The 12,495-nt window shown below is 50.0% G+C and carries 8 protein-coding genes; all 8 read right to left on the bottom strand.

Translation table 11 applies throughout. The annotated features are described in order from the left end of the window. Nucleotides 1–68: 68 nt before the first annotated feature. Nucleotides 69–4,289 (bottom strand): DNA-directed RNA polymerase subunit beta', encoded by a 4,221-nt coding sequence (rpoC, locus tag ACLBVC_RS24545; RefSeq protein ID WP_410151782.1) that lies wholly within the window; start codon nt 4,287–4,289, stop codon nt 69–71. Between the two features lie 91 nt (nt 4,290–4,380). Next, the gene (gene rpoB / locus ACLBVC_RS24550; protein ID WP_152325371.1) at nt 4,381–8,409 is read right to left on the bottom strand and encodes a DNA-directed RNA polymerase subunit beta; all 4,029 of its coding nucleotides are present in this window, start codon (nt 8,407–8,409) and stop codon (nt 4,381–4,383) included. A gap of 334 nt (nt 8,410–8,743) precedes the next feature. Continuing rightward, the gene (gene rplL / locus ACLBVC_RS24555) at nt 8,744–9,109 is read right to left on the bottom strand and encodes a 50S ribosomal protein L7/L12 (protein WP_101080117.1); all 366 of its coding nucleotides are present in this window, start codon (nt 9,107–9,109) and stop codon (nt 8,744–8,746) included. A gap of 66 nt (nt 9,110–9,175) precedes the next feature. Beyond that, nucleotides 9,176–9,673: a 50S ribosomal protein L10 gene (gene rplJ / locus ACLBVC_RS24560; RefSeq protein ID WP_013577411.1), complete on the bottom strand. Its 498-nt coding sequence runs from the start codon at nt 9,671–9,673 to the stop codon at nt 9,176–9,178. A 337-nt stretch (nt 9,674–10,010) separates the two neighbouring features. Continuing rightward, nucleotides 10,011–10,715, bottom strand: coding sequence for a 50S ribosomal protein L1 (gene rplA, locus ACLBVC_RS24565; protein WP_410151784.1), 705 nt, complete (start codon nt 10,713–10,715; stop codon nt 10,011–10,013). Between the two features lie 4 nt (nt 10,716–10,719). Further along, nucleotides 10,720–11,148, bottom strand: a complete 429-nt coding sequence (gene rplK / locus ACLBVC_RS24570; protein ID WP_013577413.1) for a 50S ribosomal protein L11 — start codon at nt 11,146–11,148, stop codon at nt 10,720–10,722. 173 nt (nt 11,149–11,321) lie between these two features. After that, the gene (nusG, locus tag ACLBVC_RS24575) at nt 11,322–11,867 is read right to left on the bottom strand and encodes a transcription termination/antitermination protein NusG (RefSeq protein WP_009639145.1); all 546 of its coding nucleotides are present in this window, start codon (nt 11,865–11,867) and stop codon (nt 11,322–11,324) included. Beyond that, a complete protein-coding gene (gene secE, locus ACLBVC_RS24580; RefSeq protein ID WP_034794996.1) occupies nt 11,868–12,251 on the bottom strand; it encodes a preprotein translocase subunit SecE in 384 nt (127 codons plus the stop codon). Nucleotides 12,252–12,495: the final 244 nt, after the last annotated feature.

The raw sequence follows: 12,495 nt of genomic DNA on the forward strand, positions 1-12,495 counted from the left end.
TAACTGATCCTTAACTGATCGGCATTACCCCCCAAAGGAGCGGTTTTAAACGTTTCGACAGCGTACGATTACTCGTCGTTGTTACCGAAACCTGCGTTCAGCAGTTCAGCCAGGTTAGCCGTTGCTTCGTCCGCGCTGACTTGCGGTACAACTGGCACTTCGCCTTGGGCTTTACGGCGTGCACGATCCTGATGATAAGCGTAACCGGTACCGGCTGGGATCAGACGGCCAACGATAACGTTCTCTTTCAGGCCACGCAGTTCATCACGTTTACCGGCAACAGCCGCTTCGGTAAGAACGCGCGTGGTTTCCTGGAACGACGCTGCAGAGATGAAGGATTCGGTCGCCAGGGATGCCTTGGTGATACCGAGCAGGTCACGGGTAAAGGTTGCCGTGATTTTGCCTTCAGCTTCCAGCTGACGGTTAGCGATTTTAACGCGAGACATTTCTGCCTGCTCGCCTTCCAGGAAGTCTGTGCCACCAGCGCTAACGATGGTGCCTTTACGCAACATCTGACGAACGATAACTTCGATGTGTTTATCGTTAATCTTAACGCCTTGCAGACGGTAAACTTCCTGCACTTCGTTGGTGATGTAGCGTGTAACCGCGTGAACACCACGAAGACGCAGAATGTCGTGTGGAGATTCAGGACCGTCGGATACGACGTCACCACGTTCCACAACTTCGCCTTCGAACACGTTCAGCTGACGCCATTTTGGAATCATTTCTTCGTAAGCATCGCTGCCATCTAACGGAGAAATTACCAGACGACGTTTGCCTTTGGTTTCTTTACCGAAGGAGATGATCCCGCTGATTTCAGCAAGGATTGCAGGCTCTTTCGGACGACGCGCTTCGAACAAGTCAGCAACGCGTGGCAGACCACCGGTGATGTCCTTGGTACCGCCGGATTCCTGAGGAATACGCGCCAGGGTGTCACCAGAATGAATCTGAGTACCATCTTCCAGCTGAACGATCGCTTTACCTGGCAGGAAGTATTGAGCAGGCATATCAGTACCTGGGATCAATACGTCGTCGCCTTTAGCATCAACGATTTTCAGTGCCGGACGCAGGTCTTTACCGCTACCAGTACGTTCTGCAGAATCCAGAACAACCAGAGAGGACAAACCGGTCAGGTCATCTGTCTGACGGGTAATGGTCTGAGTATCAACCATATCGGCAAAGCGAATGAAACCACTCACTTCACTGATAACTGGCATTGTGTGCGGATCCCAGTTAGCAACGGTTTCGCCGCCGTTAACAGATGCGCCATCACCTTTGCCCATCACGGAACCGTAAGGCACTTTATAGCTTTCTTTGGTACGACCGAATTCGTCGATCAATTTCAGCTCAGTGTTACGAGAAGTGATAACCAGTTTGCCGTTAGAGTTGCTAACGTGCTTGTGGTTGCTCAGTTTAATGGTACCGGTGTTTTTCACCTGGATGCTGGATTCAGCAGCCGCACGAGATGCCGCACCACCGATGTGGAACGTACGCATCGTCAGCTGAGTACCCGGTTCACCGATGGACTGTGCTGCAATAACACCGATCGCTTCACCTTTGTTGATGATGTGACCACGTGCCAGGTCGCGACCGTAGCAGTTTGCACACACACCAAAGTCGGTTTCGCAACTTACGACTGAACGTACTTTCACGCTGTCGACTGAGTTCTCTTCTAACAGATCACACGTCTTCTCGTGAAGCAGGGTGTTACGTGGAACCAGGATATCTGCCGTACCCGGCTTGATGATATCTTCTGCAGTTACACGACCCAATACACGTTCACGCAGTGGTTCTTTAACGTCGCCACCTTCGATAACCGGAGTCATCATGATGCCTTCGTGAGTGCCACAGTCGTCTTCGGTAACAACCAGATCCTGTGCCACGTCAACCAGACGACGGGTCAGATAACCGGAGTTAGCCGTTTTAAGTGCGGTATCCGCCAAGCCTTTACGAGCACCGTGAGTAGAGATGAAGTACTGGAGTACGTTCAGACCTTCACGGAAGTTCGCGGTGATTGGCGTTTCAATGATGGAACCATCCGGCTTAGCCATCAGGCCACGCATACCGGCCAGCTGACGAATCTGTGCAGCAGAACCACGCGCACCCGAGTCGGCCATCATAAAGATACTGTTGAAGGAAACCTGCTGTTCAACAACACCGTCACGGTTGACGACGTCTTCAACAGACAAGTTTTCCATCATTGCCTTAGCAACACGTTCGTTGGCCGCAGCCCAGATGTCGATCACTTTGTTATAGCGTTCGCCAGCAGTTACCAGACCAGACTGGAACTGTTCCTGGATTTCAGCAACTTCTGTTTCTGCTTCTTCGATGATCTCTGCTTTTTTCGCAGGGATTACCATGTCATCGATACCTACTGATGCGCCTGAACGGGCAGCGTAAGCAAAACCGGTGTACATGATCTGGTCAGCAAAAATAACGGTCGGCTTCAGGCCCAAAATGCGGTAACAAGTGTTCAGCATTTTGGAGATAGCTTTTTTGCCCAGAGGCTGGTTGACGATAGAGAACGGCAGACCTTTTGGTACGATCATCCACAGGATGGCGCGACCAACAGTCGTGTCGATAATCGACGTCTTGTGCGTAACTTCGCCTTCGGTGTTTTTGATCTCTTCGGTAATACGCACTTTGACACGCGCATGCAGAGAGGCCAAACCGGCGCGGTAAATACGCTCAGCTTCTTTAGGACCGGTCAGAACCATGCCTTCGCCTTTGGCGTTAACACAGTCACGGGTCATGTAGTACAGACCCAATACAACGTCCTGAGAAGGAACGATGATTGGCTCGCCGTTCGCAGGTGACAGGATGTTGTTGGTAGACATCATCAACGCACGCGCTTCCAGCTGGGCTTCCAGCGTCAGCGGTACGTGAACAGCCATCTGGTCACCATCGAAGTCGGCGTTATATGCCGCACAAACCAGCGGGTGCAGCTGAATTGCTTTACCTTCGATCAGAACCGGTTCAAACGCCTGGATACCCAAACGGTGCAGGGTTGGTGCACGGTTCAGCAGTACCGGGTGTTCGCGGATAACTTCGTCCAGGATATCCCAAACGACAGCTTCTTCGCGCTCAACCATTTTCTTAGCGGCTTTGATAGTGGTGGCCAGGCCACGCAGCTCCAATTTTCCGTAGATGAACGGTTTGAACAATTCCAGTGCCATTTTCTTCGGCAGACCACACTGGTGCAGACGCAGGTATGGACCTACGGTGATAACGGAACGACCCGAGTAGTCGACACGTTTACCCAGCAAGTTCTGACGGAAACGACCCTGTTTACCTTTAATCATGTCTGCCAGAGATTTCAGCGGACGCTTGTTAGAGCCGGTGATAGCACGACCGCGACGGCCGTTATCCAGCAAAGCATCTACCGCTTCTTGCAGCATACGTTTTTCGTTACGTACGATGATGTCTGGCGCAGCCAGATCCAACAGGCGTTTCAGACGGTTGTTACGGTTGATAACGCGACGATACAGATCGTTCAGATCTGACGTTGCGAAACGGCCGCCGTCCAACGGAACCAATGGACGCAAGTCTGGTGGCAGTACCGGCAGCACGGTCAGGATCATCCACTCTGGTTTGTTACCAGACTGAACGAACGCTTCCAGCAGCTTGATACGCTTGGTCAGCTTCTTACGTTTGGTTTCGGAGTTGGTTTCGTTCAACTCTTCACGCAGTTGTTCGCATTCTGCTTCCAGATCCATGTTTTTCAACAGAGCCTGGATTGCTTCAGCACCCATCTTCGCGTCGAACTCATCACCAAACTCTTCCAACGCATCCAGATACTGCTCTTCAGTCAGGATCTGGCGTTTTTCGAGGTTAGTCATGCCGCCTTCGATAACCACATAGGATTCGAAGTACAGAACACGTTCGATGTCACGCAGTGGCATATCCAGCAGCAAACCGATGCGCGATGGCAGCGATTTCAGGAACCAGATGTGTGCAGTCGGGGAAGCCAGTTCGATGTGGCCCATACGCTCACGGCGTACTTTAGTCTGGGTCACTTCAACGCCGCACTTCTCGCAGATCACGCCGCGATGTTTTAAACGCTTGTACTTACCGCACAGGCATTCGTAGTCTTTTACTGGTCCGAAAATACGGGCGCAGAAAAGGCCGTCACGTTCAGGTTTGAACGTACGGTAGTTAATGGTTTCTGGCTTCTTAACTTCACCAAAAGACCAAGAACGGATCATGTCTGGCGATGCCAGAGCAATTTTGATCGCATCAAACTCTTCGGTCTTAGTTTGCGCTTTCAGAAACTTTAGTAAGTCTTTCACGGATTGGCTCCCGTCGGGTTAGACCTGTTAGGCACCTGCTGACTGTCTCCAGCCAGACAGGTGCCCCTGTGATCATTGCGAATTCGAGTACTTACTCGTCTTCCAGCTCGATGTTGATACCCAGAGAACGGATTTCTTTCAACAGTACGTTGAAGGATTCCGGCATGCCAGGTTCCATACGATGATCGCCATCTACGATGTTTTTATACATCTTAGTACGGCCGTTAACGTCATCGGACTTAACAGTCAGCATTTCCTGCAGGGTATAAGCGGCACCGTATGCTTCCAGTGCCCACACTTCCATCTCACCGAAGCGCTGACCACCGAACTGCGCTTTACCACCCAGCGGCTGCTGAGTAACAAGGCTGTAAGAACCGGTAGAACGCGCGTGCATCTTATCGTCAACCAGGTGGTTCAGTTTCAGCATGTACATGTAGCCGACGGTAACCTGACGCTCAAATTGCTCGCCGGTACGGCCGTCAAACAGTGTGATCTGGCCAGAGGTTGGGATTCCGCCCATTTCAAGCAGTTGCTTGATCTCTGTCTCTTTCGCACCGTCGAAGACTGGTGTTGCGATTGGCATACCTTTTTTCAGGTTCTCAGCCAGACGCAATACTTCGTCATCGGTGAAGGTGTTCAGATCAACTTTCTGACGTACATCGTCGCCCAGATCATAGGCACGCTGGATGAACTCGCGCAGCTTAGAAACTTCTTCATGTTTCTTCAGCATGGCATTGATTTTTTCACCAATACCTTTCGCGGCCATACCCAGGTGGGTTTCCAAAATCTGACCAATGTTCATACGTGATGGAACGCCCAGCGGGTTCAGTACGATATCAACAGGAGTCCCGTTTTCATCGTAAGGCATATCTTCGATCGGGTTGATCTTGGAGATAACACCTTTGTTACCGTGGCGGCCTGCCATCTTGTCACCAGGCTGAATTTGACGTTTAACCGCCAAATACACTTTAACGATTTTCAGCACACCGGGTGCCAGATCATCGCCCTGAGTGATTTTACGACGCTTAGCTTCGAGTTTTTTCTCAAACTCGGATTTCAGTTCGTCGTACTGTTCAGCAAGCTGTTCCAACTGATTCTGTTTATCTTCGTCAGTCAGTGACAGTTCTAACCAACGATCGCGAGGCAATTTGCCCAGCTTGTCAGCTTCAACACCGCCAGCAACCAGCGCAGACTGGATACGTGCAAACAGGCCTGCTTCCAGGATTTGCAGCTCTTCAGTCAGGTCTTTCTTAGCCTGTTTCAGCTGCATTTCTTCGATTTCTAACGCACGTTTGTCTTTTTCCACGCCATCGCGGGTGAAGACCTGCACGTCAATAATCGTACCGGAAACGCCGTTTGGTACACGCAGAGAAGAGTCTTTAACATCAGACGCTTTCTCACCGAAGATCGCACGCAGCAGTTTCTCTTCCGGAGTTAGCTGAGTTTCACCTTTAGGTGTAACTTTACCAACCAGAATGTCACCACCAGTCACTTCAGCACCGATATAAACGATACCGGATTCATCCAGTTTAGAGAGCGCAGCTTCACCCACGTTAGGGATATCAGCGGTGATCTCTTCAGGCCCTAACTTGGTGTCACGGGACACACATGCCAGTTCCTGGATGTGGATAGTTGTGAAGCGATCTTCCTGCACAACACGTTCGGAGACCAAGATGGAGTCTTCGAAGTTGTAACCGTTCCAAGGCATGAACGCGACACGCATGTTCTGACCCAGAGCCAGCTCGCCCAGATCTGTTGACGGACCATCTGCCAGCACGTCGCCGCGCTCGATTGGTTCGCCCAGATTCACACACGGCATCTGGTTGATACAGGTGTTCTGGTTAGAACGGGTGTATTTGGTCAGGTTATAAATGTCGATACCGGCTTCGCCCGGGTACATCTCTTCTTCGTTAACACGAATAACGATACGGGATGCATCCACGTACTGAACAATACCGCCACGTTTGGCTACGGCAGTAACACCGGAGTCAACTGCTACAGCACGTTCCATACCAGTACCCACCAGCGGCTTATCAGCACGCAGAGTTGGAACTGCCTGACGTTGCATGTTCGCACCCATCAATGCACGGTTGGCGTCATCGTGTTCCAGGAATGGAATCAGAGAAGCACCAACGGATACGATCTGCTGGGTAGAAACGTCCATGTAGTCAACCTGATCGCGGCTAAACAGGCTTGATTCGCCTTTGCTACGACAAGTGACTAAGTCTTCCAGGAAGCGGCCTTCTTCGTCCAGGTTGGAGTTCGCCTGAGCGATTACGAAGTTGCCTTCTTCAATGGCTGACAAATAGTTAATTTCATCGGTAACCATACCTTCACGCACACGGCGGTAAGGGGTTTCCAGGAAACCATACTCATTGGTCTGTGCATAAACAGACAAGGAGTTGATCAGACCGATGTTTGGACCTTCTGGCGTTTCGATTGGACATACGCGACCGTAGTGAGTCGGGTGTACGTCTCGAACTTCAAAGCCAGCACGTTCACGGGTCAAACCGCCCGGGCCCAATGCAGAGATACGACGTTTGTGCGTAATCTCAGACAACGGGTTGTTCTGGTCCATAAATTGTGACAGCTGGCTTGAACCGAAGAACTCTTTCACCGCAGCCGAGATCGGCTTAGCGTTGATCATGTCCTGAGGCATCAGAGTGTCGAGGTCGCCAAGAGACAGACGCTCTTTAACCGCACGCTCAACACGAACCAAACCTACACGGAATTGGTTTTCAGCCATTTCGCCGACAGAACGAATACGACGGTTGCCTAAGTGGTCGATATCATCCACTTCACCCTGACCGTTACGGATGCCGATCAGCTTTCTCATGACCTGAATGATGTCGTCTTTGCTCAGGATACCTGAACCTTCGATTTCATCACGCAGCAGAGAGCGGTTGAACTTCATACGGCCAACAGCAGACAGGTCGTAACGATCTTCTGAGAAGAAGAGGTTTTCGAACAGGCTTTCAGCTGCTTCACGCGTTGGTGGCTCACCAGGACGCATCATGCGGTAGATCTCAACCAGTGCGCTCAGGCGATCGCTGGTTGGGTCGACGCGAATGGTCTCGGACATGTACGCGCCATGATCGAGGTCGTTGGTGAACAGCGTTTCAATGGTTTTGTGACCGGACTGGCTCAATTTAGCCAACAGATCCAGAGACAATTCCATGTTAGCAGGGACGATCAGCTCACCGGTATTGGTGTCGATGTAGTCTTTAGAAACGACTTTCCCTGCGATGTACTCAACAGGAACTTCGATGCGCTGAATTTCGTCTTTTTCAAGCTGACGAATATGACGTGCAGTGATGCGGCGGCCTTTTTCAACATAGACTTTGCCGTCAGCTTCGATATCAAAGGAAGCTGTTTCACCGCGCAGGCGCTCAGGTACCAGCTCCATCTGCAACTTGTTGTCGCGGATCTGGTAAGTCACCTTGTCAAAGAACAGGTCAAGGATCTGTTCAGTCGTGTAATTTAATGCACGCAGAATGATGGTCGCTGGCAATTTACGGCGACGGTCAATACGCACAAACAGGTTGTCTTTCGGGTCAAACTCGAAATCCAACCATGAACCGCGGTAAGGGATGATACGTGCGTTGTACAGCACTTTACCCGATGAGTGGGTTTTACCCTTATCGCTGTCGAAGAATACGCCCGGACTACGGTGCAGCTGAGATACGATAACCCTCTCAGTACCGTTAATCACAAAGGTACCATTTTCGGTCATGAGCGGAATTTCGCCCATATAGACTTCTTGTTCCTTGATGTCTTTGACCGTACCTTCTGGTGCTTCACGTTCGTAGATAACCAGGCGCAGTTTCACGCGCAATGGCGCGGAGAACGTCACACCACGGATCTGGCATTCTTTAACGTCGAATACTGGCTCACCAAGACGGTAGCTAACGTATTGCAGCTCAGAGTTACCGCTGTAACTCTTGATAGGAAATACAGAACGGAATGCAGCTTCCAGACCGTACTGGCCTTCCGGATCTTGCTCGATAAACTTCTGGAACGAGTCAAGCTGGATAGAAAGGAGATATGGAATGTCCAGAACTTGTGGACGTTTACCAAAATCCTTACGAATGCGTTTTTTCTCGGTATAGGAGTAAACCATAGGGTTCCTCAGCTCGCTGATCAGTGACCCAATCTTGTCTGCCCTGAGAAGGACAGTTCATGCAACACCGTTTATGTCGATCGGAAAGCAGAATCGCTTCCCGCATACCTGTTCTCTATCACGCTCAAATCATTTCGTTGTGCATTATCTGTGGATGAGCCACAGCAAGGGGCATCAATATATTAAGTCGTCAAATAGAAAGAGGTATTAGAGTAGTTCAGTGCTCAAACAGTGTGAAACACCACTGACACTCTATATAGCGCAAAAAGGCTGGTGACTAAAAAGTCACCAGCCATCAGCCTGTCAGGACAGACTGTACTCCGGGAAGTTAAACTTATTTAACTTCAACAGAAGCACCAGCTTCTTCCAGAGATTTTTTCAGAGCTTCAGCGTCGTCTTTGCTGATGCCTTCTTTCAGAGCTGCTGGAGCAGACTCAACCAGGTCTTTAGCTTCTTTCAGACCCAGGCCAGTTGCGGTACGAACAGCTTTGATAACTGCAACTTTATTCGCGCCAACAGCAGCCAGAATAACGTCGAACTCAGTTTTTTCTTCAACAGCTTCAGCGGCAGCAGCAGGACCTGCAACAGCAGCAGCAGCAGAAACGCCGAATTTTTCTTCCATAGCGGAGATCAGTTCAACGATTTCCATTACAGACAGAGCTGCAACGCCTTCAATGATTTGTTCTTTAGTGATTGACATTTCAAGTGTTCCTAGAATTCAGAAATAGTTTATACGTAAGCAAGTAAACGAGAAAAGAAAGGCTGATTAAGCAGCTTCTTTCTGATCGCGTACAGCAGCCAGAGTGCGAACCAATTTGCCTGCAGAGGCTTCTTTCATGGTTGCCATCAGGCGTGCGATCGCTTCTTCGTAAGTAGGCAGAGTTGCCAAGCGGTCGATTTGAGCCGCAGAGATAAACTCACCTTCAAAGGCCGCAGCTTTAACCTCAAATTTTGCATTCGCTTTAGCGAAATCTTTGAACAGACGGGCAGCAGCGCCTGGGTGTTCAGTAGAGAATGCAATCAAGGTTGGACCGACAAACGTGTCTTTCAGGCACTCAAACTGAGTACCTTCTACGACGCGGCGCATCAAGGTGTTGCGAACAACACGCATGTAAACGCCAGCTTCACGACCTGCTTTACGCAGTTCAGTCATTTTATCTACAGTTACGCCACGGGAATCCGCAACAACCGCAGACAGCGCGCCTTTGGCTACTTCGATGACTTCAGCAACAATCGCTTGTTTGTCTTGAAGATTTAATGCCATTAGCTTTTTGCTCCTGGATTTGGCCGGGGAAAATCCCCGGAACTCACATCACTTGTTATCGAGATCGATATCAAGCGTTCAAACACGGTGAGCAGAGAATCCAGCAAAGACAAATCTTAATTCTTTTTAAAAAAGACAAAGAAATATTTTCTTCAGGCTCTGTCACCGTCTACGCAGGAAGAATTAAGTCCCTTTCAGGACACCTGCGGTCTTGGACGGAGGCCTGGATAGGCCAGGCTCCAACCGAAAAATCTTGGTTTCGCATTAACGAAACAACGGGCCATAGATTCTAGACAAATCTATCGCCCGCGTAAAGCGATAAACGCAGGTTGCTAACTTAGTTAACTGCCGCGCTCAGGCCGCTTTGATCAACTGAAAGACCTGCGCCCATGGTAGTGGACAGGCTTACTTTCTTGATGAAAACGCCTTTAGCCTGAGAAGGCTTCGCTTTTTTCAGAGCGACCAACAGAGCTTCCAGGTTTTCTTTCAGCTTGTCGGATTCGAAATCAACCTTACCGATAGTGGTATGGATGATGCCGTTTTTGTCGTTACGGTAACGAACCTGACCTGCTTTAGCATTCTTAACTGCTTCAGCAACGTTAGGAGTTACAGTACCAACTTTAGGGTTAGGCATCAGGCCACGTGGACCCAAAACCTGACCTAATTGGCCAACAACGCGCATTGCATCCGGGGATGCGATAACAACGTCGAAGTTCATTTCGCCTTTCTTGATCAGGTCTGCCAGGTCTTCCATACCAACCAGTTCAGCGCCTGCAGCTTTAGCAGCTTCAGCGTTTGCACCTTGGGTGAAGACGGCAACGCGAACAGAACGACCGGTGCCGTGTGGCAGTACGGTTGCGCCGCGAACGTTTTGATCAGATTTACGTGCGTCGATGCCGAGGTTAACAGCAACGTCCACGCTTTCTACGAATTTAGCAGTGGCCAGCTCTTTGAGCAGAGCAACGGCTTCGGTGATGTCATACTGTTTAGTAGCATCAACTTTGTCACGGATCACGCGCATGCGCTTGGTCAGCTTAGCCATTCTATTAATCCTCCACTACCAGGCCCATGGAACGAGCAGTACCTTCGATGGAGCGAGTCATCGCTTCAACGTCAGAACCAGTCATGTCCGCAGCTTTGGTTTCTGCGATTTCACGAACCTGAGCACTCGTTACTTTACCCACTTTGTCTTTGTTCGGCTTGCCGGAACCAGACTTGATACCAGCCGCTTTCTTCAGCAGTACTGCTGCAGGAGGGGTTTTGGTAACAAAGGTGAAAGAACGGTCAGAATAAACAGTAATAACAACAGGAATTGGCAGGCCTTTTTCCATGCTATCAGTCTTAGCATTGAACGCCTTACAGAATTCCATGATGTTCACGCCTTGCTGACCCAGAGCTGGACCAACTGGCGGACTTGGGTTTGCCATACCGGCTGCAACTTGCAACTTAACGTAGGCTTGTACTTTCTTGGCCATGGTAAATATCCTCGTTTGGGTAATATCGCCTGTTTGAAGAGGCTCCCCGTTATCTACAGTACTTTATACTTTTCACACGCAGAGGCTGCGCATAAAAACAAAAGGCGCGAAATTATAGTTCAATTTCGCGCCCTGTACAACATCTGTTCTAATGAATATTCAGAACAGTGTTATTAGCCTTTTTCAACCTGCCCGAAATCCAGTTCGACCGGTGTTGCACGGCCAAAGATGGAAACAGACACTTTTAAGCGGCTCTTTTCGTAATCGACTTCTTCAACCACACCGTTGAAGTCCGCGAACGGACCGTCGTTAACACGTACCAGTTCGCCTGGTTCAAACAATGTTTTCGGACGTGGCTTATCACCCACTTGCTGCAGGCGATTCATGATCGCATCGACTTCTTTATCGCTGATTGGTGCAGGACGATCTGACGTTCCGCCAATGAAGCCCATCACACGAGGAACGCTGCGAACTAAGTGCCAGCTGGCGTCATTCATCACCATCTGTACCAGCACATAACCCGGGAAGAATTTACGCTCGCTTTTACGGCGCTGGCCACCACGAATCTCAACCACTTCTTCGGTCGGAACCATGACTTCGCCAAACAGTTCTTCCATGTCATGTAATTTGATGTGCTCACGCAGCGATTGCGCTACGCGGCCTTCAAAGCCAGAAAACGCCTGAACGACGTACCAACGTTTTTTAGGTGCTTCAGACATTTAGAACCTCAAGCCAGTAATGAAAGATACCAGGCGGACTAAAATACCATCCAGCCCCCACAGAATCAGAGACATAACGGCAGTCACCGCAGCAACGATCAGTGTGGTATGCAATGTTTCCTGGCGCGTAGGCCAAATGACTTTACGTACTTCGGTGCGCGCTTCACGAGCAAACGCAACTGTCGCCTTGCCTTTGGTGGTCAGTAAAGCCACTGCGCCTGCAATTGCGATAATAACTACTACGGCTAACGCGCGTAACGGCAGGCTGTATGCACGGTAATAATAGTTACCGACAATAGCTACAACCAACAAAACGGCAACAACCAGCCACTTTACCGCTTCCAGGCCGCGCCCGCTCCCTTGAGCCTCGGTATTCGCACTCATAAACCAACCCGTCACAATGATTCAGAACAAACAACTTTGCCTCGCATTGCGAGGCAAACCAAACCGATCGATGCTCTACTCGAGCGCAATTCGGTGTTTTACGCTATATCTCAGAGCCTATCTCACCAGTGATTATGACGTATAAATCGCTGATGAGATAGGTTCTAGCACCACAGCGTAGAAAAAAGGGCATCGAATGATGCCCTTTTCGGGTGTGTTGCGTCAACGTATAGTGACAAAAAAC

Source organism: Rahnella selenatireducens, from assembly GCF_046449555.1.
GTDB classification, from domain to species: Bacteria; Pseudomonadota; Gammaproteobacteria; order Enterobacterales; family Enterobacteriaceae; genus Rahnella; species Rahnella selenatireducens.

Excerpts from the sequence above, each read along its gene's own strand:
- rplK (WP_013577413.1), bottom strand. The coding sequence starts at position 11,148 with ATGGCCAAGAAAGTACAAGCCTACGTTAAGTTGCAAGTTGCAGCCGGT.
- rpoB (WP_152325371.1), bottom strand. The coding sequence starts at position 8,409 with ATGGTTTACTCCTATACCGAGAAAAAACGCATTCGTAAGGATTTTGGT.
- secE (WP_034794996.1), bottom strand. The coding sequence starts at position 12,251 with ATGAGTGCGAATACCGAGGCTCAAGGGAGCGGGCGCGGCCTGGAAGCG.
- rplJ (WP_013577411.1), bottom strand. The coding sequence starts at position 9,673 with ATGGCATTAAATCTTCAAGACAAACAAGCGATTGTTGCTGAAGTCATC.
- rplL (WP_101080117.1), bottom strand. The coding sequence starts at position 9,109 with ATGTCAATCACTAAAGAACAAATCATTGAAGGCGTTGCAGCTCTGTCT.
- rplA (WP_410151784.1), bottom strand. The coding sequence starts at position 10,715 with ATGGCTAAGCTGACCAAGCGCATGCGCGTGATCCGTGACAAAGTTGAT.
- nusG (WP_009639145.1), bottom strand. The coding sequence starts at position 11,867 with ATGTCTGAAGCACCTAAAAAACGTTGGTACGTCGTTCAGGCGTTTTCT.